We start from the raw sequence: 22,357 nt of genomic DNA on the forward strand, positions 1-22,357 counted from the left end.
AACACCGACCGCCCCGATCACGGAGCCGCCGTGCCGCCGCAGTCGGTGCCAGGCCTGCGGCGGTGGGGTTCCTCCGGTGTGCCGGGATGTGCGGTTGCCCCAGAAATCGAACATGCGATCTAATCGGGGTGTGGATGCGCACGACTTTCCTCTCGACCTGCTCCGAGCTCAGACCTCCTGGTACACCGCCTACCGGCGCCTCGCGGATCCCGCGTCGGCGATCAGCCCGACCGTCGGGCGCCGCGAGCTGCTGGAGCTGTCTTCCCGGATCGCCGCTCACCCCTTCTGGTCCAGCCCGGCCGGGACGCCGGCGGCGCGGATGGAGCTGAAGGAGCTCGCCCAGCGTGAGGCCGGACAGTGAACCCGCTCCCCGCCCCGCGACCGGGACGGGACGCGGCAGCTACTCCGGACCTGCCACCGGACCTACCCCGCCTCCTCGTCATCGAGAACTGGCTCGAGCTCTACCTCGACCGCGTCCGCCAGGCCATCGCCGTACGCCGCCGAGAACAGGCCGCCGCACCACAGCCCTCCGTCCCCTTCGAACCGACGACCGCATACCGGTTGGAGCGCCGCCGTGACCAGGCCCGTACCCCGGTCCGGGTCCACCTGGCCGACTGCCGCATGCCGGGCCACCCCACGCCCCTTACGGAGCAGGAAGCCCGTCGTGCGCTGATGAGGCCGGGGATCGAGGAATGCCCGTACCGCCGGCCCGGCACGGAGCCCGGCATCCTCGACTGAGCCGCGCCCGCCGCCCGTTGTACCGCGTGCCCGGGGGGTCGTTCGCCGCAGTCAGCTCGGCCTGCCCGCCGGGCTCGGCCACCACCGTGGTGCGCGGAGCCGCCAGCGTCCCGTACCGGCCCATGTACAGCCGCGCGGCCGCGAGGTTGTCCTGCCAGTCCGCCTCGGCCGGGTCCCACACCATCCCCAGCCCTCCTACCGCGCCGCGCTGCCCGTCGAGCCGTCCGGAGGCGTACGCCGCCCACTGCCAGCGGACCCACCGCGCCAGCGGGTAGCCCTGCCAGTCCGCGCCGAGCGGCACCCGCAGGTGCCCCTTGCGCTCCGGCCACCAGCGCGCCGCCCGCTGCCGGCTGCTTCGGTGCTGGGGCGCTCCGGCGCTGCGTGCCGGTCGACGGCCGTCTAGTGCTCTGGCCGGGGAGCTTTGCCGGGTTGGCGGGTCATTCCTGCTCGGAGGCAGCTGCGAGATGGCGGCGGCAGAGGTCGGCGGCCGTGAGGTGGGACTTGCGCAGCGCATCGCTGTAGAGCCGCATGTCACGAGCTGCTCGGTCGAGGTGCTGCCAGAAGTTGAGCGGCAGGTTGAGGTCGTCACCGAGATCGACGAGACAGTCGAAGGCCAGTCCCAGTTCGTTGTGCTCCAGGAACTCAAGCGTCGCCGAGAGGTCGATGTTCGGCAGGCCCGTCAGCTGGCCCCGGGCGGCGTCGAGGTGGCCACGGGTCCGGTTCCAGCTGGTCTGAAGTGCCTCGCGATCAAGGGTCATGGCGTCAGTGTCGCCGGTGTTGTTCGCATGGTCACGCGGCTTTCGCCAGTCGTCCGCCGCAGCGGATGACCTTCTTTCTACGGATGCGGGCGCGCTCGCGGCGTTGGGCCACCGGCATGGCGCGTAGCCCTCGTATGTGCCAGCCCGGCGCCGGCTTCCTTCCCCGGGGGTACGCCGTGTCGCCGCTCCGCTGCCCGCGGAACGGCCTCGCGCGCGCTGGCCGCGCTCACCCGTGCTGCTGCCACGCCGCGCTCCGCCTCCGTAAGCGCTCCGCCTCCGCCGTGGGCCCGGGGCGCTCGCGCGGCCGCGCGTTCGGGACGGTCCCCGCCGCCCGCCGTACGGTGCCACCTCCATCGCCCGTGTCGGGGGCTCGCCACCGCTGCGTCCCGTCCTCCCGCCGCGCGCTGCGTCGAGGCCATGTCGTCGTACGGTCGCCGTCCCGCCGTGTGGCCGCATCGTGTGCTTGTCCGGTGCCGTTCGGAAGCTGCGCCGCCGCACGGCAGCCCGCTCGAGCCGGTTGCTGTACCGCGCGCGCCTGGTCCGCGCCTCCGCCGCACCCGGGGACCCGTTCGCCCTCGCCGCTCCGGGCCCCGCTGCGACGTCGAGGTCGGCCCGCAGCCGCGAGCGGGCTGCGCCAGCCGGCGTGTGTTCCGCTGTAGGGGGACTGCCTCATGGAGTGTCTTGGGGAAGCGGTCCGTAACTGCGAGAGGCCGGCCGCCGAACCACACACTGGTGGTGCGTGAGCAGAGGATCGACTGCGCTTGCGTCTGCTGGAGCAGCAGCCGGACCTTCGACTGCCACTTCACTGTCGGGTCCACTTCTGAGGCGTCCCGGGCGGCGGCTGTCAGAGGCCGGCTTCGGCGAGGATGCGGTCCATCCGGCTCCGTGGAAGTACGGGATTGGCCGCGGCCTCGTCGGCGACCTCGGGTTCCGGGTCCGCCAGCAGCTGGTCCAGCAGCTCGGCATCGACGTTGGGGTGCTTGGCCACGGCCGCGCGCAGGACGACTCCTCGCACGCGGCAAGCCGCCGCAGTTCCGAAACGGGCAGATCGGGGTCCTGCAAAGCGAGGAGACGTACCCGCGGATTCGGCTCGTCCACGAAACCACGCAGCGCCTGGCGCGGGAAGTCTGGGTGGTTTCGGCATCGTCGAGTTCGCCGCCGGCCTCGGCCTGATCTGCCGCGTTGCCCGTCCGCCGCGCGGGGGTGTTGCCGAAGGAGTTGGCGCCGGGTTCGAAGGTCATGACCAAGGTCCTGTGCAGCCGGTTCCCGGGTTATCGGGGGTCACATGGCGACTGTAGGCCACCGCGATGCGCACGGCGCGGGCACGATCCGGTGGAAGAGGCCCCCGCCGGTCACGGCGGCGCTCCCGATGAGAGCTCGCTGCCACCAGCGCCCGCGGCCGCGCGCCCGCAGCCGACCGGCCCGGGCGGCCGTGCGGGTCCGCCGTCCGGCTCGGGCGCGCCCTCCACTCCCGGTTCTCCTCTCCGTCCCGTCACGGTCATCCGTCCTTCCCCGGGGCGTCCGGTGATCGTTGCCCGGCACTCCTGATCACGACGTTCGCAGCCGTCGGGCGGTTGCCGGCCGTTTGGAGCCGGCTTGGAGTGGGCATGTCAGCGCGCGATCGTCCGGTCCACCGTCCGGCACGCGGTGCGACCCCTCAACCCATCGCCTCGACCCCCGCAGGGAGCCGGAGTTGAAGACCTCGCGCCGCGTCACGAAGGGGGCCGCCGTCCTCGGCGCCGCCCTCGCGCTCCTCCTCACGTTCCCGCAAGGCGCGTTCGCCGCACCGCCGCCCCCGCTTCCCGCGAACGCGTCCGCCCTGGAGCAGACCTTCCAGCCCGCGTACGACTACGACACCGACGGCTGCTACCCGACGGCCGCGATCGGCCCGGACGGCACCCTCAACCCCGGACTCACCCCGTCCGGCACGGTCAGCAGCCAGTGCCGCGGCTCCTGGGTCCTCACCCAGACCAACGGCTACTCCCGCGCGCTCTGTGACAACGGCTGGTGCGCGGTCCTCTACGGCCTCTACTTCGAAAAGGACCAGGCGGTCTGGGGCAGCGGTCTCGGCGGCCACCGCCACGACTGGGAGCACGTAGTCGTCTGGATCCACAACGGGCAGGCCCAGTACGTCTCCACCTCGAACCACGGCTCCTTCACCGTCCACGGCCGGGACGCCATCCGCTGGGACGGCACCCACCCGAAGATCGTCTACCACAAGGACGGCATCGGTACCCACTGCTTCCGCGCCGCCAACGGCAACGACGAGCCGCCCGAGAACCACCAGGGCACCTGGCAGTTCCCCGCACTCATCGGCTGGGACGGCTACCCGCCCGGCCTCCGCGACGAGCTCAGCCGGGCGGACTTCGGCAGCGCCCACTTCGGACTGAAGGACGGCAGCTTCACCGACCACCTGGCGAAGGCCAAGCCGGCCGGCGTCCCCTTCGACCCGTACGCCTAGGACTTGCCCGGTCGGTCAAGCTGCCGGTTACGACTTGGTACGCGATTGAGGTCGGGGCGTGCTGGCCTGGCGGCTTGACTGGTGGGTGATCAACAGGCCGCCCGCCGGTTGCGCATGAGTTCGGTACTGGTCCAGCACCGGGCCGGTCTGCGGGCTGCGTCCCGCGCGCTCACGCGAAGGCGGGTTACAGGCCCAGGCGGCGCAAGGCCACCGCGACGTGGCCCCGCAGGGAGCGGTCCCAGCCACCCGTGTTCGTACAGCGGCGTCCACGTTGTCGGCCAGGGCTTGGCCGACGTCGTACGGTGCAGAAGTCGGACAGCGGTTCGGGGCCGGCGACCCATCAAGTACAGCCCTATCGGGACCGGTTCCACGCCCTGGACCGCCGATAGCGGCAGGTGCGGCTCCTGACGGACCGACGGACCGACGGACTGACGGACGGGCGTGGTCGGTCGAGCGTGGCGACGGCGACGGTCGGTTGCTCGCCTTGGCGCTGCGCGGCTCCGGGCGAACGGCCAGGACGCGCCCCCACACCCGCACCTCCACCCCGAAAAAACGTGCGAGTGCTGGGGCAACCCCGCCCCTGCCTCACGAGTCACACAGGCGTCTGACGTTTCACGTCAGTCCGCCTGATCCGAAAGGAACCCCTTTCTCTGTGAAGACTCGTACCCGGCTGAGCGCGCTGGCCGCGACAGCCGCCCTCGCCGCCGCCGGCGGCCTGATCACCGCCGTCCCGGCCTCCGCGGCCGTCACGTGCGCCTCTCCGGTCTGGACGGCGCAGTACTTCGCCAACGCGTCCTTAAGCGGCACCCCGAAGCTGACCGCCTGTGACTCGGCGATCAACGAGAACATGGGCTCCGGCGACCCGGCCGGCGTCACGCTGCCGAACGACAACTTCTCCATCCGCTGGTCCCTCACCCGCGACTTCGGCTCCGGTGGCCCCTTCCGGCTCTCTGCGGCCACCCAGGACGGCATGCGCGTCTACGTCGACGGCGTGCGCAAGATCGACCTGTGGCGGAACGTCTCCACCACCGCGCGCAAGACCGTGGACCTGAACATCCCGGCCGGCCGCCACACGATCCGCGTGGACTACGTCGCCTGGACCGGCTCCGCCTACGCCGGTTTCACCTACACGCCGCGCACCGAGGCGAGCGTCGACACGGTCAAGCCGCTGGCCCCGACCGGTCTGACCGCTACGTACAGCCGGGACACCGCCAAGACCACGCTGCGCTGGGCGGCCAACAAGGAGATGGACCTCGCCGGTTCCCGCGTCTACCGCCGGCTGAGCACCGCCCAGTGGGCGAACGTCAGCGGCGCCTCGCCGCTCGCCTCCCCCTCCTTCGTCGACTCGCCGCCCGCCACCGGGCAGACCTTCCTGTACGAGGTCCGCGCCGTCGACAAGGCCGGCCGCGAGTCCACCGGCAGCCTCGACGTCACCGCCGCGACGGTGGACCGCACGGGCCCGGCGGCGCCGACGGGGATCACCGTCCAAAGAGAAGACTCCTTCGTCAACACCCTGCGCTGGCAGGACGTTGCCGACGCCGATCGGTACGAGGTCCACGCGGCCGGCACGGACACCGGCCCGTTCACGCTGCTCGGCAGCACCAACGGGGCGACGTACGAGGACCGGACCGTGCCGGTGCACAACACCCGGTACTACCAGGTCCGCGCGTTCGACGCGGCGGGCAACGCGGGCGCGTTCTCCGCCACGGCCGTCGGCGACGGCGTCGACCGCACCCCGCCGCAGGCCCCGACCCTCACCGCCGGGGACGCCCGCCAGGACGGCAACCACATCCAATGGACCATGCCGGGCACGTTCTTCCAGGAACACGACAACGGCGGGCACTTCCGTGTCCACCGCTCGCCGGGCACCACGCTCGACCCCGCCCAGCTCACCCGCGTGACCTGCGGCTACTACAGCGTGCAGGGCTCCGATCCCATGGAGGGCCACTGCAGGGACAGCGGTATGACCAAGGGCGCGTACTACACCTACGCGGTCACCGCGGTCGACGCGGCCGGCAACGAGTCCGAGCCGTCCGCCCCGGTCACCCTCCGTACCGCTGACAGCGTCGCGCCCGCCCCGGTCACCGGCGTGAAGGCCACCCCGCGCAAGGACGGCGTGCTGGTGAGCTGGGCCGCCTCGACCGAGGACGACCTCGCGGGCTACAGCGTCTGGGTCGGCGTCCGGCAGGACGACGGCACGGTCCGGTGGATCTCGGCGGACTGCCGGATGGGCACGGCCGACCCGCTCGCGGCCCTCTGCGGCGACCTGCCGGACGGCGAGTGGCACGTGTACGCGGTCCTGGCGAAGGACCGCTGGGGCAACGCCCTGTGGCTGAGCGACCCGAGGATCTCGATCGTCGAGGCCACTGAGCTCAACCTGCTCCCGTCCGTGCAGGTGCTCAAGGACTGGCCGGTCGGCACCGCGGCCCACACCACGGTGATCGGCTCCCCGGAGCCGTCGATCAACTGGAAGTGCGACAACACCGTGCTGTGCGGCACGGTCACCGGCTACCGGATCAACCGGTGGAACACGCAGACCGAGGCGTACGAGCCCCTGCACGGCGGGCTGCTGCCCGTGGAGACGCGCAGCTACACGGACTCCACCGCGATCAGGGGCGAGACGTACTTCTACACGCTGGAGGCCGTACGGGCCGACGGCAGCGTGGTGGGGGTCTTCCCGTGGTACACCGTCGTCCAGGACCGAGTCTAGGGACTGGAACCGGCCCCCAGCGGGCTGGAAGAGGGTGACCGCCCCCGCCTCGGCCGGACCGTGGATCCGTGGGAGGACCGGCCCGAAGGGCTCGACGACCTCCAGGGTTCACGGGGCCGGGGCGGGCGCACTGCCGCAGGCGACTGCGGGGAGCACCTGCCGGCTGGAGCGATGAGCGATCACGTGCCGGACACCGGCCCTGGCGAAAGCTCGCGGACGTACGTCAGTGCGGCGCCCACCTCGTGAGCTCGAGGTCGGCGTGGCCGTCACGTACTGCGGGCGGCCGGTGGGCCGGTAGACCTGGATCGTCACCCCTCCGGGGGTGGATCGGGAGTCGATCAGGTCGAGCGCCGCGTCCGGGCCGGAGTGGGGGAACAGCCGCGTGCCCTGCGTCGGCGGCCCGCTCGATGAGGCGGCGGAGCGGTTCGTTCGTGCCCAGACGCTCGGCGAGGACGTGCTCCAGGGCGAACAGGGAATGCGTGACGGCGACGGTGGCGAACTCGTACCGGTAGTAGGAGGCGTGGACTTCGACGGCGTGGACCTGGTCCTCCTGGACGCCGACGTCGCCGGCCCGTGCGGAGGGAGCTGAAGGGCGGACTCGACGACAGTGGTATCGCCTGCCTGTGGGGCTGTATCGCCGACCTCGACAAGATCGTCCCGCTGATCAACGAGGAGTACTGCGCCTCCTACTTCGCGAAACTGCGGACTATGGCCCAGGTCGCGGCAGCGCCCTACGTACCCACCGCGATCTGACCACCGGGGTTCTTCATAGACCCGGCTTTCCCGCCCTGCGCCGCTTCCCGGTGTCCGTCCCTTCGAGAGGTCGGCGTACGGCCGGCCATCGCCGCCCCGGCGCACGTCTGGACCGTTCGCCGCGCGCCGTGCCGGGCCGCCCGCGCCGCGCCGTGCTGCTGCCCGGCGCCCGGTGGCGCTGGACGACATCGCCGGTTGTTCACCGCACGGCGTACGACTGCCGGGTGCCGGCCGTCAGTCGGACCGCGGGATGCTCCCGGTAGTGGTACACCGTCAGCACACGACCTCCGTGGGGCAGTGGACGATCGAGCAGAGGTCGGAGCATCGGAGCAGCCGGAACGCCGGGACAGGGAACGCAGACCTCCCGCCCCGGCGCGGGCCGGCGGCGCGCCGGTAGCCGCGGGCCCGCGAAGTACACGACTTGACCGTCTGATGGCGCCCCGCCGAGAGACCATCGCAGCAGAAGCAACTCGCTACCTCCTGCAGTCGCGGAGCGGTGGTTCACCTGGCGTGCTCGTTTGCGACTCTGGTCGCATGCGGTCGCGACCTGGGACGGATGTGGCATCGTCTGCCCTGCCCCGAGGATGGCCGGGTGACCGAGATCATCGCGGGGCTGTACATGTCCCCTCTGGAACTTCTTGTCTTGCTGGGGGCCGTTGGGCTGGTGGTGGCGCGCTGGCTCCCCCCTGCGGCCCGCCCGTACGTCACGAACGCGGCGGTGGCGGTTCTCGTGGCGTCCACGCTCACGCTGGGTGTGGTGGGGATCCGCTGGCAGATGCTGCCGGTACTGGCAGGCGCTGCCGTCACGTTGCCGTTCGCCCTCGTTCCCCTGCTGCGACGCCGTACCGGCCGGCCGGCGCGGCGGGCCCGGTGGTGGCTGGCGTTGCCGGGGTCGGCGGCCTGTCTCGGCTTGCTTGCCACGGGCCCGGTGGCCGCCTGGGCCTTTCCCGTACCCGTGTTCCCCGAGCCGTCGGGCAGCTTCGCGGTCGGCACCCGGGTGATGCAGTGGACCGACCCACACCGCCCCGAGACGTTCACCGCCGTTGCGCACGACCGCCGCACGGTGGTGATCCAGCTCTGGTATCCCGCGCGGAAGAGCCCCGCAGGCGCGCGGCAGGCCCAGTACCTCGGACGCACGGAGCAGGAGGCGCGTACCGTTTCCGACGCCCTCGTTCGCCAAGTCGGCCTGCCCGGCTTCCTGGTCGACGGCGTCCCGCGTGCCCGCACCCATGCGGTCTTCAACGCCCCGGTGGCCGACGGGGGCGGACGGTTCCCGATCGTGCTGTTCTCGCCCGGGTCGGGCGGAGTGCGTACCCAGAACACCGCTTGGGCGGAGGAACTGGCCAGCCATGGCTATGTGGTCGTCGGCCTCGACCACCCGTACGACTCCGCCGCCGTCGTCCTCACCGACGGCCGAACCATCAACACCAAGACCGACTCCACCGGAGACCGGGACAAGGACGACAAGCTGGCGGCTGTCTGGACGGCTGTTCGGGCCGCCGACCTCAGTTTCGTCCTCACCCAGCTGGACCGTCTGGACCGAGGCGAGATCGCCGGCCCGCTGACCGGACGCCTGGACACCAGTCGGGCCGCGGCCACCGGCCACTCCATGGGGGGTGCCGCCGCTCTCCAGGCAGCCCGGCAGGACCGCAGGTTCGACGCCGTCATCGATCTGGACGGCTACCCCCACGGCCCCACCTCTCCCTCCCTCCAGCAGCCGACGCTCGCGCTCACCCAGGCCATCACCCCAGCCACCGACCCGCGCTACCCACCCCGCCTCACCGAGGCCCTCCAGCCCAACACCGCGACGAGCTACCGGCTCACCATCCCCGGCGCCGCACACCTGACCTTCATGGACGGGCCCCTGTACCTGCCGCCTGTGCCCTCGATCGTCGGCTCCCTGGGCCGCACCCACAGCCCGCACGTCGTCGCCGCGGCCACGCTCGCCTTTCTGGACACCACCCTGCGGCACGAACCCGGTGACCTGGCCGGCGTTCTGTCGGACTACGGCAGCCTCAGCATCCACCTCCCGGACAACAGCCGCTGATCGGTCGTGCCACGGCAGCCGACGGCACGGCGGCCTCTTCGACGACGGCTGGGTCTCCAGCCGTCGCCGCACGTCCGCCGCGGGGAGAAGCGCGCCTGCGGCTGTCGGCAACCGCTTCGAAGTGCACCGGGCGGTCCACGCGAACGTGCGCCACACGCCGTGGCCGGCCGTGCGGGAGTTTCATGGACTGGCGTTGCCGTCTCGGCCGAGATCCTCGAGGAACTGCCGTTGGTCGTCCAGGAATCCGTCCGCGAAGAGCGAACGGGGGACGAAGAGGGCGGTGAGCGTGGTCCTGAGGTCCGACTGCTCGATGGACCGTTTGAGCAGGGAATGGGCCGCGTCCGGGTATCGCTTGACCGTCAGCGCACCGCCTCCGTCCAGCGCCCTGCGGTAGCCGCGCTCCGTGTCGGCGGTGTCCACGTTGATGTCGTGGCCTGCGAGGGTGAGCAGTACCGGTACGCCGCGCAGAGCGCGCAGATCCCGCGTGGCGTCCGCGGTGTAGTTCTTGGAGATGAAGCCCCAGCGGTCGGCGGTCATGCCGTCCGCGTCGCCGCCCATCGCCCTGACGTACTCCTCGAAGGCCGCGCCACGCTCCAGCAGCCGTCGGGTCGTCTCGCTCCTGGCGATCTCGGCCTGGGTGCGGGCCGCCGACGCACCGTCGGCGCGCAGCTCGGCGAGAAGGTTGTAGCGGCCCTGCCGGGGCCAGTTGATCGCGGGCGAGACGGCGATGACGAAGCTCACGGGCGTCTTGGCGGCGACCTTCGGCACGACCCAGCCCGCCTGACTGGCGCCCCAGAGCCCGATCCGGTCGCCATCGATGTCGGGGTGGGCGCGCGCCCAGGCGATGGCGGCGGCCGCCTCGTCGGCCCGGTCGTCCATGGACTGGTCGAGCCAGTCGCCGGGTGCGCCCGCGACTCCGGGCTTGTCCCAGGACAGGGAGGCGTACCCGGCCTTGGCGTTCGCTTCCCACATGGGCTTGTAACCGCCGTCGTGGGTAGCGTTGACGGGGCCGTCGCCGTGGACGTACACGACCAGGCCGTGCCGCTTGCGGCCGTCCTTGGGAGTGGCCAGTACGCCGTTGAGGGTGTGGCCGCCGTGGCGTATCGAGACCCGTTGCTCCGCCATGTCGTAGGTGTTCTGCCACAGCACCACGCCGACGAGACCGGCGGCCACGACCAGGACCGGGACGAGCGACCACACGGCGATGCGGAGCACGCGCCGTCGGGGGTGAATCTTTGGACCCATGGGATCTGACCGCCTCTATTCGGTGTGCGCAGCATCAGAACTATCACCACTGGAACGATCGTTTATAAAATGATAGTTTCAGGTAGAGGATACGGCGCCAAGAGGGGGAAACGGCGTGGAACGTGACACGGCGGACACGGGCGCCGGGCCGGTGACAGTTTGGCGGGGCATACCGGAAGGAGCCGAGCGGAGGGCGGCCGAGCTGTACTGGGACGCCTTCGGCCGCAAACTCGGCCCCGCCCTGAACCCGCCGGACAAGGCGGTGTCCTTCCTCGCCGCCCACCTGAACGCCGACCGCGCGGTGTGCGCGTTCCTCGACGGGCGGCTCGTCGGCCTCGCGGGCTACCAGCTCGGCGGGCGGGCCCTCACCGGGGGCTCGGCCGCCGCCGTACTGCGCGCGTACGGGCACCTGCGGGGACTGCACCGGCTCCTGCTCCTCGCCCTGTTCGAACGCCAACCGGCGCCCGGGCAGCTCGTCATGGACGGCATCGCCGTGGACGCCGGCGTACGTGGCCGCGGTGTCGGGAGCCTGCTCATCGAGGAAGTGGCGGCGGTCGCGGCCGAGGGGGACTGCCGGGAGATCCGACTGGACGTGATCGACACCAACCCACGGGCCAGGGCCCTGTACGAGCGGCGCGGCTTCACGGCCGTACGGACCGAGCACATGCCCTGGCTTCGCGGGCTCATGGGTTTCGGCGCGGTGACCACCATGCACCGCCCTGTCGGGGCGAACGGGCGGAGAGGATGGAGCACACCATGACCGAACGCATCGAGATCCCCACCCGCATGCTCGTCCACGCGCTGATCCGCGAGGACGGCACCGTCCGCGCGGACGAGCTCTACAGCGTCGCCAACACCCTGGGCATGAGCGACCAGCAGGTGCGGCTGTGCGTCAAACGCCTCGTGGCCGAAGGCCGGTTCACCCACGAGGGCCGAGGCCGCAAGGCGGAGCTGCACGCCACCGCGGACACCATGCGCGCCCTCGCCCCGAACGCGGACTTCCTGCGGCACGCGTTCCAGCAGGACGCCGGGCTCGCGCCCTGGGACGGCGTCTGGCACCTCGCCGCCTTCGCGGTACCCGAATCGGCGCGCACGGCCCGGGACTCCCTGCGCGAGGCCCTCGTCCACCTCGGCGGTGCCCCGCTCCAGGGCGGACTGTACGTCTGCGCCAACACCTGGGAACCGTACGTCGAGGAAGCGGCCCGCCGCCTCGGCGCCCACGACGCACTCACCCTCCTCACCACGACGGACCTGCGAAGGGGCGCCACCCAGGAGCCCGCCGAACTCGCCCGCCGGCTGTGGCCCCTGCAGGAGATCGCCGAGCGCTACCACCGCCTCAGCCGTCTCGCGCAGCCCCGCCTCGCCGTGCTCACGGGCCCCGACCGGCTCTCCCCTTCCGCACTTCTCACCCTCGCGGTCGAACTGGCCGCCGAACTCACTCGCGCCATGGAACCCGACCCACTCCTGCCGCCCCAACTCCTGCCCCAGCCGTGGCCCGGCACCCAGGCCCGGGAGCTCATCGCCCGGTGCTGGGCCGCCCTGCACCACCGAGAGCACGGCGAAGCCCGCCCGGTCCTCTTCCGCCTCTACGCCGACATCACCCGAGAGGTGGCAGAGGGTGCGGCGCGCTGAACACGACGTCCGCGGCCACGGTCGTCCGTCTGGTTGCGGCGGAGGCGGCCGCGGGTCGATCGGCGCGTTTCGTTACGGTCCCTCCATGGAAGATCAGCGCCATCAGGATGGGGCCCGTGCCCAGCTGCACAGCGAGCAGACCGCCGTGCCCGACGCCACCATGGTCGAGCGGACCGCGCAGTTGACCGTGTTCGCGTGCGCTGCCTGCGGCGCTGTGCTTACGGGGCCGCTGAAGCGTCTGCCGGCGGTGCCCGAGGCTCCCGACCACGCCTGGTGGGACGCGGAGGAAATGGGGCCGTCGCCGGCCACCGTGCCGTCCGGCTGCTACGCGATCGAGACGGAACCGTACGGCCCGCCTCTCGTCGTCGCCGAGACACCCGGCCCGGTGATGCCACGGCACGGAACGCACTACGACATCGACGGGCGGCCACTGGTCTCGCGGGGGCCGCGAGGCAACATCGTCGTGAACCCGGACGACTGCCGCGGGTTGACGACGCGGCACGCCTCCGCCGCATGCTGCGGAGCGACTCCCGACGGGGGACTGAACCAGGTCTGCGCCTGCGGGACACTGGTCGCGACCCTCTGCTCCGACTGCTGCCTGCCGTATGAGCTGCACCTCTCGCCCGACCACGTGCGGGCCTTGCCATCCCCCTGACGGCTCCAACGTGACCGTGTGAGCCCGCGACGCGCCGCGGCTTGAGCCGGAACCGCATCCCGGCGCCGTCCCGCGCGGGGTCGCGACTGTGCGTCCGCCGCCCCCTCTTGACCAGGTACGGCTCCCGGCACGTTCCCCTCTCGCTGCGGCACATTCGGGCCGCCGGTCAGGCCGTGGTCAAGGGGTGTGTGAGCGAGGAGCCCGCTCGGCCGTGGCGCGCCGGTGCGGTGCGGCGGTGCCGGTCGACGAGCTGGACGAGCAGCTCGGGCATCCGTGGTTCGGCACCGGCGAACTCGCGGGCGGCGTCGACGTCGTCGGCTTGGACGGCCCGGAGGTGGTCGGCAGCGCTGATGGCCGCGTGCGGGGTCATCAGGGTGAGCAGCGAGGTGCCGGGCAAGTCGGCTCCTGCACGGAGGGGAGAACTCTCTCCTTCCTGTGACTGTCGGTAGCTGGCGGGTGCTCACGGAAGGTGCGGGCGACCACCGGCATCGCAGAGCGGGACAGGCTGTCCGAGCCTGTCCCGTTCCTGTCCCGGACAGGTCAAACCGTTGTGAGGCGGCAGTGCCTGGTACAGGCTGCCAGGCGTCGCCGGATATCTCCGTGACGCCCACTCTCTGCTACTGGAAGGATCCCCTCATGTCTCGGCTGTCCCGAATAGCCAAATCATCCGCCGTAGTGGCCTCTGCCGGACTGCTCGCCTTCGCGGCCAGCAGCTCCGCACATGCTGCCGGCGTCGACGCCTCCGCACGCGATGCCAGGTTCACCGGCTCCTACTACGTCGGCAGCACGGGCGTGAAGATCAATGGAAGCCTGACGGACCTGGGCTCCTACTCCGGATCTTCCGCTGTCTACCTCAAGATCAACACGACCGAGGGGTCGACCAACTCGCGGGTCGTCGAGGCGGCGAACGGCACGAAGAAGTGGATACCGGGCACCCTCACGTACCCCTTCCCGGGGACGTTCCTGTCCGGCTCCATCACCGCCTGCTCCTGGGCCGGTTCGTGGTCCTGCGGAACGCCCATCGCGATCTACAGGTGATGCGAAGAAGTCGGCGGGCCCCAGAGGGGCTCGCCGACCGCCCTCCGTCGCGAGCGGAACCCGCCAACAGCGGTGAACAGAACGCTGCCGACCTACGAGAACCGTGACTCGTGCCCGCCGACTACCGAGCTGCTACGCGTGGCGTCGGCCAGTGATCCATGATCAGGCCGATTGCGGCCATCCCCGCCTGGGATCAAGCCGGTGAGGTCCGCGGGCCGGTGACCTGCGCGCGGTTACGGGCCCGGGCGGCCCGGCGCTCCCCGGCCTCGGCGAGCACCGCGGCTCTGGCTTCCTCTCCGGCGTCGAAGGCCGCCGGAGAGAAGCGGTCGCTGGTTCTGACGTGCCGTTGCCAGTCGTCCTGCCAGAACTCCACCGTCCAGCCCGGCCACAGCTCTGGTACGCGGTAAGCCTGCGGCGAGGAGTACAGCGTCCACCAGCCCAGCTGGCGGCGTTCCGGGTCGATGTGGATGCCGGAGTTGACGTGGAGGCGGCAGCCTCCGTGCCCAGGGGCGTCTGCCAGGCGCCCGAGCAGGGCGGCGCCCTCGCGGACGGGGTGGTCGAAGGCGTCAGAGGCGACGTGGCAGCGGTTGGTGCCGACCGTGATCACCACACCGCCTGGGTCGGGCCCGGCCAAGTCCTCGTCGTCCGGGGCGAGGAACGGGGCCAAAGAGAGGGGCGTATCGCGGCAGCGGACGTACTCCGGGTCCAGCCCGACGTACTCACGCAGTTCGGCCGAGCCGTCGTACAGCCAGCGGACCTCCCAGCCCGGCCACGCGGCTCGGATCAGCTCGAACATGGCCGCGCGGTGGCGGAGCTCGGTGCTGGGGCCCTCCCAAGCGAAGAACAGGAGCACCTTCCGGCCGAGGTCGAGCAGTATCCCGCCCTGGGCCATGGTCTCGTCCAACCACCAGCCGTCCTGGCGGAGTCCGGAAAGCATGGCGAGCACCGGCGTCGGCCCTTCCAAGAGATCGAGGTCGATGCCGACCGCCCAGCCGGTCCGGTACAGCTCATGTGTGCGGTTCTCGCGGACCACGACGACGTTGGCTCTGTCTCCCATCGGGTCAGGATGACCGCGGGGGAGACTGTCGGCCATCCGATTTCGGCGCTTCGAGGTTCCGGTGCCCAGAGAGTGACGGCGTGCCGACCGGGCCGGGGCGGGGGCCGTGGTCACCCCCTTGCGCGACTCCACTGGCGTCGGCACCCCCGCCGACAAGGACGGCGCCACTTTCGGCGTATTCACCACCCAGCGGGCGGGCCCCGGCCGGCGCGAGCTCACACAGCCGTGCCGGCTGCGGCCCTCACACCGCCTTCGGCCAGAAATCGATCACATACTTCTCCACCCCGTACGCGACACCCTCGATGCGTGTCACCCGCTCGACCTCGGCCCGTCCCGCGCATCCCACCCGCACCCTCCACCATCCCGGCCGGCCCAGGCGGATCAGGTGGTCGGACCGGCCAAGAGCCGCGGCCCACACGGCGACGTCCCCGGTCGTCGTTTCGAAGTCGACTTCGCCCTGCTCGTCCCAGCCATCCTGCGCGACGTCGGGCTCACCGTCCCAGACCCGGACGGTCACCGCGGCGGTGTGGGTATGTCCGCCGCTGAAGACGTCGAAGCGGCGCTCATGCTGCTTCAGGAACACGCCCCACTCGTAGCCGTCTCCGAACGGCAGGGGGACCGCACTGTCGTCGGACTCCTCGAAGCCAAAGCCCCGATAGGCGACCTCGACGTCCAACAGCTGCTCCTGCACCAACTCGGCCATGCCCTCCTCCTGGTCACGAGGCAGTCGCAGCAACGAGCCTATAGCCGTCGATCACATGGGCCGAGTGGGTGGCGGCGAGTGAGAGGCATACGGCCGACGTCGGGCCCGGGCGCCCGGCCGCAGGGTGATGGCACAAAGGGCCCCCGGTGCGCCACGTCCTCCGCTCCCCACGTCGCCCGCCTGCGAGTCCCAAGGCACGCCCCGAAGAGACCGCCCCGAGGGCGCCGGCTCGACGGCCCCGGCCTCGCGCCCGGAGGAGCCGTACCACCGCCCTACCGCCACCGCCGTACCGTCCGTGCGGGCGCGCCCCTGTACCTGCCGCTCGCCCTGGATGGTGACCGCATGCGCAAGCCGTCCGGAACCTCTGCCCCTTCGGCCCTGCCCTCCAGCGATCACCGATGTGACGCGGGTCCGGACCACGGCAGTACCGCCGAAAGCGTGACGCGGTGAAGGCTGTGCCGTTGAACCTAACCGACACGGCTCCCCACAGTGGCGGGCCCGTCCGCGCCGAGGGGCTCCGGCAGGAGCGGACGGCGGGGGCGGGCGCGGTGGCGACGGAACATGGGAAGTACGGAACATGGGAAGTGAAGCGTGGCGAATGCGCACGGACCCTTGGTGCAACACGACACCACCCCGTGGAGTGACAGGCTGAGTCGCCTTCCTGAGCCGGAGCAGCACCTGGCCCTGCGCGATCTGGTTCGGGCGCGGCTGTCGGCAGTGACGGGCGTCACCGACCGGTCCGTCGAGATGACGTCCCCCTGGCGGCGGCTGGGCGTGTACCGGGAGGTGGCGGAGCGGCTGCGCGCCGATCTTTGCGAGGTCACGGGGGTGCGGCTGCCCGTCACCCTGTTCTTCGACCACCCGACGCCCCAGGCCCTGGCGGGCCACCTGCGGTCCGCACTCCTCGGGCCGTCCGGAAAGGGCGACGAACGCCCGCCGCTGTGGGAGGCCATCGACCCCGCCCCCGCGGTTCAGGAGCCGCTCGCGGTGGTCGGTCTCGCGTGCCGCCTGCCCGGGGGCGCGGACTCCCCCGAGGAGCTGTGGCGGCTGGTCGCCGAGGGGAGGGACGCCATCGGAGGACTGCCCGAGGACCGCGGTTGGGACCTGGAAGCGCTGTACGACACGGACCCCCGGTCGCCGGGCACCACCTACACCCGCCACGGCGGGTTCCTCAGGGGTGTCGACCGCTTCGACCCCGACTTCTTCGGGATCGGCCCCCGGGAGGCGGTGGCACTCGACCCACAGCAGCGGCTGATGCTCGAAACCTCCTGGGAGGCCATGGAACGCGCGGGCATCGAGCCGCGCGCGCTGCGCGGCAGCCGGACCGGGGTCTTCGCCGGAGTCTCCCTCCAGGACTACGGACCGGCTTGGCACGAGGCCCCACCGGAGGCGCAGGGCCAGATGCTCACCGGCAACGCGCTGGGCGTGGTTTCCGGCCGGATCGCCTACACCTTCGGCTTCGAGGGGCCGGCGCTCACCGTCGAGACGCAGTGCTCCGCGTCGCTGGTGGCGCTGCACCTGGCCGGACAGGCGCTCCGGGCGGGCGACTGCGACCTGGCGCTCGCCGGCGGTGTGACCGTGATGTCGACGCCGGGCATGCTGTCGGAATTCAGCCGGAAGCGGGCGCTGGCGCCGGACGGGCGGTGCAAGGCGTTCTCGGCCTCCGCGGACGGGACCGGGTGGGCCGAGGGGGCGGCCGTGGTGGTGCTGGAACGGCTCGACGCGGCGCGACGGCGGGGACACCGGGTCCTGGCGGTACTGCGCGGCACCGCCGTCAACCAGGACGGCGCGAGCAACGGGCTGACCGCGCCCAGCGGACCCGCGCAGGAACGGCTGATCCGCCGGGCACTGGCCAACGCGGGTCTGCGGGCGGCGGACGTCGACGCGGTCGAGGCACACGGCACCGGGACCGCGCTGGGCGACCCGATCGAGGCGCGGGCGATCATCGCCGCCTACGGCAGGGACCGGCCCGCCGGCCGGCCGCTCCACCTCGGCTCGCTGAAGTCGAACATCGGACACGCTCAGGCCGCCGCCGGCGTCGCCGGGGTGGTCAAGATGATCATGGCGATGCGCCACGGGGTGCTGCCGCGCACTCTCCACGTCGCCGAGCCGTCACCACATGTCGACTGGTCGGCCGGGCACGTGCAGCTGCTCCCGGAACCGGTGCCTTGGCCGCCGCGCGCGGACAGCCCGCGCCGGGCGGCGGTGTCGGCGTTCGGGGTGAGCGGCACCAACGCCCACGCCATCATCGAGGAGGCGCCCGAGGACGCACCGGCTGGGGGAGAAGACCCGGCGTCCGGTGCGGGCGGCGACTCCACCGCCATCGTGGCCACGGCCACGGCCACGGCCACGGCCACGGCTACGGCTACGGCTACGGCTACGGCTACGGACGCCGCCGTCCCCGCTGTCTCCGCCGTTCCCGTCGTACTGTCGGGCCGTACGGCGGCGGCCGTACGCGAGCAGGCGGGCCGCCTCGCCGCGTACCTGGCCGCCCGCCCGGAACTAACGCCCCTGGATACCGCGTTCACCCTCGCGGGCCGCACCCGGTTCGAGCACCGCGCGGTCGCCACCGTGCGCGACCGGGCGGAACTGCTGGGCGCCGTGGAGGCACTGGCTCAGGGCCGGTCGGCGCCCGGACTGGTCACCGGCCGTGTACGGCCCGGGATGGACGGCCTACCGGTGGCCGTGCTCTTCACCGGCCAGGGCAGCCAGCGCAACGGGATGGGACGGCGGCTGTACGCCACCCACCCCGTCTTCGCGCGCGCCCTGGACGAGGTATGCCTGCACATGGCGCCCCACCTCGAACGGCCCTTGCGGGAGGTGATGTTCGCGCCCGACCGCTCGGCCGACGCGGAACTGCTGCACCGGACCGAGTACGCCCAGCCCGCGCTGTTCGCGTTCGAGACCGCCCTGTACCGGCTCGTGGAGGCCTGGGGAGTGCGGCCCGTCGCGCTGGCCGGCCACTCCGTCGGCGAGCTGACGGCCGCTCACATCGCCGGGGTGTGGTCGCTGGCTGACGCGTGCGCGTTCGTCGCCGCGCGCGGCAGGTCCATGCAGGCCTGTCCGCCCGGCGGCGCCATGACGGCGGTCGAAGCGGCCGAGGAGGAGGTGCTCCGCTCCCTGGAGGGGCTGGGGGACCGGGTCACCGTCGCGGCGGTCAACGGCCCCGCGGCCATCGTCGTCGCGGGCGACGCGGACGCGGTCGGCCGCGTCGCCGCCGCGTGGGAGGCACGGGGCCGCAGGACCACACGGCTGCCCGTCAGCCACGCCTTCCACTCGCCCCACATGGACCACGCCCTCGACGAGCTGCGCGCCGTGGCCGAGGACCTCGCGTACCACCCGCCCACCGTGCCGGTGGTCTCCCACCTCTTCGGGGAGCCGGCCACCGCGGAGCAACTCACCTCGCCCGAGTACTGGGTCGCCCACGTCCGCCGGCCCGTCCGGTTTCTGGACGCCGTCCGCCGCCTGCACGACGACGGCGTCACCGGCTACCTGGAGCTCGGCCCCGACGCCGTGCTCACCGCGATGGTCCCGGCCTGCCTTCCCCAGGGCGCGGACCAGGCGGTCGCGACGGCAGCCACCAGGAAGGGCCGCGCCGAGGACCGGACACTGCCGGCGGCTCTGGCCGAGCTGCACGTCCAGGGCCTGGACGTCGACTGGCGGGCGCCGTTCGAGGGGCGCGGGGCCACCCATGTCGAGTTGCCGACGTACGCCTTCCAGCGCAAGCGGTACTGGCTCGACCGGCAGAACCGATCGGTGCCGGCGCAGCGCCGCCGGAGCGGCGGACCGGACCGGTCGGCGGGGTGGCGCTATCGCGAGGCGTGGCGGCACCACGACGCTCCACCGGCGACCGGCCACCGTTCCGTGACCGGGGTGTGGCCGTTGCTGCTGCCCGCCGCGGGCGTTGACGGGGAGACGGAGTTCCGGCTGTCCCGGGCCATCGAGCGCACCGGCGGCAGGGCCCTGCCGATCAGGCTGGGCTCCGGCGACGCCGACCGGGCCGGACTCACGGAACTCCTGCGCCGGCGGTTGCCCGGCCGGGAAGACCTCGCGGGTTTCCTCTCGTTGCTCGGCCTGGACACCACTTCACGCACCGCCCCCCTCGGCGACGGCCTCACCCTCACCGTCTGCCTCGCACAGGCGCTGGCCGACCTGGACGTCCCCGCACCCCTGTGGTGTGCCACCCGCGGCGCGGTGGCGGTCGACGCCACCGAAAGCCCTGCCGAGCCCGCGCAGGCGATGCTCTGGGGCCTGGGCCGCACCCTGGCTCTGGAACGACCGCACGGCTGGGGCGGCCTCGTCGATCTCCCCGCCACCCTCGACGACCAGGCGTCGATGCGGCTCGCCGCCGCGCTGACGCTGCCACGAGGGGAGGACCAGCTGGCGGTCCGCGCATCCGGGCTGTACGCGCGCCGCCTGGAGAGGGCGCAGCCGCGCCGGGCGCAACCGGCGCGGTGGCGTCCGCGGGGCACCGTGCTCATCACCGGTGGTACGGGCGCGCTGGGCGCCCGGTGCGCCCGGTGGCTCGCCCGCAACGGCGCCCGGCGGCTGGTGCTGACCAGCCGTCGGGGCATGGACACGCCCGGTGCGCGGCAGCTGGCGGATGAGCTGCGAGCGACGGGGTGTGACGTGCTGGTCAGGGCCTGCGACGTCGCGGACCGGGAGCAGGTCGCCGCCCTCCTGACCGCGCTGCCGGGCGACGAGCCGCTGACGGCCGTGGTCCACGCGGCCGGGGTCGCCGGCCGCGTCGCGCCGCTGACGGAGACGGCACTGGCGGACTTCGCCGGTGTGCTGGCCGGGAAAGCCGCAGGCGCCGCCCACTTCGACGCACTCCTGGCGGATGCGCCGCTGGACGCCTTCGTGCTGTTCTCCTCCGTCGCCGCGACCTGGGGCTCCACCGGGCAGGCGGCCTACGCCGCGGGCAACGCGTTCCTCGACGCCCTCGCCCGGCACCGGGCCGCCCGCGGGCTCAACGCGACCGCGGTGGCGTGGGGCCCGTGGGCGGAGGCGGGGATGGGGACCGAGCGTTCCGTGCGGGACGTCGTGCGCAGGGGAGGGCTGCTGCCCATGGCCCCCGACCGGGCGACGGAGGAGCTGTGGCGGGCCGTCGCGGCCGGCGACACCGGGCTGACCGTCGCCGACGTCGACTGGGACCGCTTCCTGCCGTCGTTCACGGCCCGCCGGGAGACCCGGCTCTTCGACGCGCTGCGCGACACCTCTCCCACCCGTGGCGACAAGGCACCCGGCGCCCCCGATGCCCGGGAGGACGCGTCTCCCGGCCCCGCCGTACGTCTGACCGGCCTCCCGGACGCTGACCGAGGCCGGGCGGCGCTGGCCTTGATCCGCGCGCAGGCGGCGGAGGTCCTCGGCCACCCCTCGGCGGAGGACGTCGACCCCGCACGGCGCTTCCTGGAGCTCGGGTTCGACTCACTGGCGTCCGTGGAGCTGAGCCGGCGCCTGACCTCGGCGACGGGCCTCACCCTGCCCACGTCGGTGGCTTTCGACCATCCGACCGTGGCCGGCCTCGCCCGCCACCTCACCGAGGTGTCGATGGCCACGGCCTCGACGGGAACCACCCCGGCCGACCTCACCCCGGCGGACCCGCGCCTCCCGGCGCCCGCCGGCGCGGCGGGCGTACGCGAGGTCTACCGCCGGGCGGCCAGCTCCGGGATGCTCAGGGAAGGCGTCGGGGTGCTGCGGGCCGCCGCGAAACTGCGGCCGGTGTGCCACGATGCCGCCGGGTTCGGCGCGAGCCGGCGGATGGTCCGGCTCGCTTCCGGTCCGTCGTCCCCCGCCCTGGTGTGCCTGCCGCCGATGGTCGCCCCGTCCGGGCCCCACAACTTCGCGCGGCTCGCCCTGCACCTGCACGGCCTGCACGACGTGTTCGCGCTCCCCCTCCCAGGATTCGGCGACGGCGAACCCCTGCCGGCCGACCGCGACCTGGTCGTCGACCTCCAGGCCGACACGGTGATGCGGCGGCTCGGGGGGAGCCCGTTCGCCCTGGCCGGATACTCCTCCGGAGGCTGGCTGGCACAGGCGGTCGCCGCCCGGCTGGAGGCCCAGGGCGTACCGCCGCGGGCGCTGCTGCTGCTCGACACGTGGCTCCCGACGGACACCGTGCCGGAGGATTACGTCTCGCGGCAGCTCCAGGGGATCGTCGTCAACGATCAGGCGTTCGCCCTGATGACCGAGGACCAGGTGACCGCCCAGGGAGCGTACGTGGACCTGTTCGACGGCTGGCTGCCCGAGACACTCGCGACGCCAGTGCTTCTCGCCGCGGCCGCCGCGGACGCGCCGCCCACCCCACCCGGCGGTCAGGGCGAGGAAGGCCCGGTCGCTGAAGGGCCCGTCCGCACCTGGGACTTCGACCACGACATCGTGCGGGTGCCGGGGAACCACCAGACGATGATGACCGAGTACGCCGCCGACACCGCCCGCGCGCTGCACACCTGGCTGCGGAAGGGACGGTCGACGACTTGAGCTTGTCCGATGGCTCCGCGCTGACGGATCCCGCCGAGGCGGACGGATCCGCTGCCATAAGGCAATTCCCGTACGCAATC

19 protein-coding genes are annotated in these 22,357 nt (G+C 72.5%); 12 read left to right on the top strand and 7 right to left on the bottom strand.

The features are described 5' to 3' along the window. Positions 1-130: 130 nt before the first annotated feature. Complete coding sequence (locus ACIRNI_RS22670) at positions 131-361, top strand: hypothetical protein (protein ID WP_403553671.1); 231 nt, start codon at positions 131-133, stop codon at positions 359-361. Beyond that, complete coding sequence (locus ACIRNI_RS22675) at positions 358-738, top strand: DUF6233 domain-containing protein (RefSeq protein WP_403553673.1); 381 nt, start codon at positions 358-360, stop codon at positions 736-738. Before ACIRNI_RS22670 ends, ACIRNI_RS22675 begins: the two co-directional genes overlap by 4 nt. Here the strand turns inward: ACIRNI_RS22675 and ACIRNI_RS22680 are convergent. From ACIRNI_RS22680 to ACIRNI_RS22690, 3 genes are all read right to left on the bottom strand, one after another. After that, positions 644-1,039 carry a hypothetical protein gene (locus ACIRNI_RS22680; RefSeq protein ID WP_403553793.1) on the bottom strand — a complete coding sequence of 132 codons (396 nt, stop codon included), beginning with the start codon at positions 1,037-1,039 and terminating at the stop codon, positions 644-646. The two genes, ACIRNI_RS22675 and ACIRNI_RS22680, sit on opposite strands and share 95 nt — an antisense overlap. A gap of 136 nt (positions 1,040-1,175) precedes the next feature. Then, positions 1,176-1,496: a MafI family immunity protein gene (locus ACIRNI_RS22685; RefSeq protein WP_403553675.1), complete on the bottom strand. Its 321-nt coding sequence runs from the start codon at positions 1,494-1,496 to the stop codon at positions 1,176-1,178. Between the two features lie 844 nt (positions 1,497-2,340). After that, positions 2,341-2,511: a hypothetical protein gene (locus ACIRNI_RS22690; RefSeq protein WP_403553677.1), complete on the bottom strand. Its 171-nt coding sequence runs from the start codon at positions 2,509-2,511 to the stop codon at positions 2,341-2,343. A 678-nt stretch (positions 2,512-3,189) separates the two neighbouring features. Between ACIRNI_RS22690 and ACIRNI_RS22695 the strand changes: the two genes are divergently transcribed. The 5 genes from ACIRNI_RS22695 to ACIRNI_RS22715 all read left to right on the top strand — a co-directional run bounded on the left by ACIRNI_RS22695 (position 3,190) and on the right by ACIRNI_RS22715 (position 9,467). After that, positions 3,190-3,957, top strand: a complete 768-nt coding sequence (locus tag ACIRNI_RS22695) for an NPP1 family protein (RefSeq protein ID WP_403553679.1) — start codon at positions 3,190-3,192, stop codon at positions 3,955-3,957. A gap of 652 nt (positions 3,958-4,609) precedes the next feature. After that, positions 4,610-6,667, top strand: a complete 2,058-nt coding sequence (locus ACIRNI_RS22700) for a PA14 domain-containing protein (protein ID WP_403553681.1) — start codon at positions 4,610-4,612, stop codon at positions 6,665-6,667. Positions 6,668-7,049: 382 nt separating this feature from the next. Beyond that, positions 7,050-7,256, top strand: a complete 207-nt coding sequence (locus ACIRNI_RS22705; protein WP_403553683.1) for a hypothetical protein — start codon at positions 7,050-7,052, stop codon at positions 7,254-7,256. Then, entirely contained in the window at positions 7,241-7,420 is a 180-nt protein-coding gene (locus ACIRNI_RS22710) for a hypothetical protein (protein ID WP_403553685.1), read from the top strand. The genes ACIRNI_RS22705 and ACIRNI_RS22710 overlap by 16 nt, the downstream gene beginning before the upstream one ends. Positions 7,421-7,976: 556 nt before the next feature. Further along, positions 7,977-9,467, top strand: coding sequence for an alpha/beta hydrolase family protein (locus ACIRNI_RS22715; RefSeq protein WP_403553787.1), 1,491 nt, complete (start codon positions 7,977-7,979; stop codon positions 9,465-9,467). A gap of 180 nt (positions 9,468-9,647) precedes the next feature. Here the strand turns inward: ACIRNI_RS22715 and ACIRNI_RS22720 are convergent, their stop codons facing one another. Continuing rightward, positions 9,648-10,682, bottom strand: coding sequence for an alpha/beta hydrolase family protein (locus tag ACIRNI_RS22720; protein WP_403553687.1), 1,035 nt, complete (start codon positions 10,680-10,682; stop codon positions 9,648-9,650). Between the two features lie 145 nt (positions 10,683-10,827). Here ACIRNI_RS22720 and ACIRNI_RS22725 point away from each other — a divergent pair, with 145 nt between their 5' ends. From ACIRNI_RS22725 to ACIRNI_RS22735, 3 genes are all read left to right on the top strand, one after another. Beyond that, positions 10,828-11,472: a GNAT family N-acetyltransferase gene (locus tag ACIRNI_RS22725; protein WP_403553689.1), complete on the top strand. Its 645-nt coding sequence runs from the start codon at positions 10,828-10,830 to the stop codon at positions 11,470-11,472. Further along, positions 11,469-12,344, top strand: a complete 876-nt coding sequence (locus tag ACIRNI_RS22730; RefSeq protein WP_403553691.1) for a PaaX family transcriptional regulator C-terminal domain-containing protein — start codon at positions 11,469-11,471, stop codon at positions 12,342-12,344. The genes ACIRNI_RS22725 and ACIRNI_RS22730 overlap by 4 nt, the downstream gene beginning before the upstream one ends. 85 nt (positions 12,345-12,429) lie before the next feature. Continuing rightward, positions 12,430-12,999, top strand: a complete 570-nt coding sequence (locus ACIRNI_RS22735) for a hypothetical protein (protein WP_403553693.1) — start codon at positions 12,430-12,432, stop codon at positions 12,997-12,999. A gap of 166 nt (positions 13,000-13,165) precedes the next feature. On the opposite strand, the gene ACIRNI_RS22740 is transcribed toward ACIRNI_RS22735, so the two are convergent. After that, complete coding sequence (locus ACIRNI_RS22740) at positions 13,166-13,396, bottom strand: hypothetical protein (RefSeq protein ID WP_403553695.1); 231 nt, start codon at positions 13,394-13,396, stop codon at positions 13,166-13,168. Between the two features lie 278 nt (positions 13,397-13,674). Here ACIRNI_RS22740 and ACIRNI_RS22745 point away from each other — a divergent pair, with 278 nt between their 5' ends. Beyond that, positions 13,675-14,037, top strand: a complete 363-nt coding sequence (locus tag ACIRNI_RS22745) for a hypothetical protein (RefSeq protein WP_403553697.1) — start codon at positions 13,675-13,677, stop codon at positions 14,035-14,037. 193 nt (positions 14,038-14,230) lie between these two features. Here the strand turns inward: ACIRNI_RS22745 and ACIRNI_RS22750 are convergent, their stop codons facing one another. Further along, complete coding sequence (locus tag ACIRNI_RS22750) at positions 14,231-15,094, bottom strand: hypothetical protein (protein ID WP_403553699.1); 864 nt, start codon at positions 15,092-15,094, stop codon at positions 14,231-14,233. A gap of 241 nt (positions 15,095-15,335) precedes the next feature. Beyond that, positions 15,336-15,797, bottom strand: a complete 462-nt coding sequence (locus tag ACIRNI_RS22755) for a hypothetical protein (protein ID WP_403553701.1) — start codon at positions 15,795-15,797, stop codon at positions 15,336-15,338. A gap of 615 nt (positions 15,798-16,412) precedes the next feature. Between ACIRNI_RS22755 and ACIRNI_RS22760 the strand changes: the two genes are divergently transcribed. Then, the gene (locus tag ACIRNI_RS22760; protein ID WP_403553703.1) at positions 16,413-22,277 is read left to right on the top strand and encodes a type I polyketide synthase; all 5,865 of its coding nucleotides are present in this window, start codon (positions 16,413-16,415) and stop codon (positions 22,275-22,277) included. The last annotated feature ends 80 nt before the right edge of the window (positions 22,278-22,357 follow it).

It is taken from the genome of Streptomyces sp. NPDC093546, from assembly GCF_044765045.1.
In the GTDB taxonomy this organism is placed as follows: domain Bacteria; phylum Actinomycetota; class Actinomycetes; order Streptomycetales; family Streptomycetaceae; genus Streptomyces.

What these genes read in the sequence shown, in the direction of transcription:
- ACIRNI_RS22715 (WP_403553787.1), top strand. Translation starts at nt 7,977, where the DNA reads ATGTGGCATCGTCTGCCCTGCCCCGAGGATGGCCGGGTGACCGAGATC.
- ACIRNI_RS22735 (WP_403553693.1), top strand. Translation starts at nt 12,430, where the DNA reads ATGGAAGATCAGCGCCATCAGGATGGGGCCCGTGCCCAGCTGCACAGC.
- ACIRNI_RS22755 (WP_403553701.1), bottom strand. Translation starts at nt 15,797, where the DNA reads ATGGCCGAGTTGGTGCAGGAGCAGCTGTTGGACGTCGAGGTCGCCTAT.
- ACIRNI_RS22685 (WP_403553675.1), bottom strand. Translation starts at nt 1,496, where the DNA reads ATGACCCTTGATCGCGAGGCACTTCAGACCAGCTGGAACCGGACCCGT.
- ACIRNI_RS22730 (WP_403553691.1), top strand. Translation starts at nt 11,469, where the DNA reads ATGACCGAACGCATCGAGATCCCCACCCGCATGCTCGTCCACGCGCTG.
- ACIRNI_RS22750 (WP_403553699.1), bottom strand. Translation starts at nt 15,094, where the DNA reads ATGGGAGACAGAGCCAACGTCGTCGTGGTCCGCGAGAACCGCACACAT.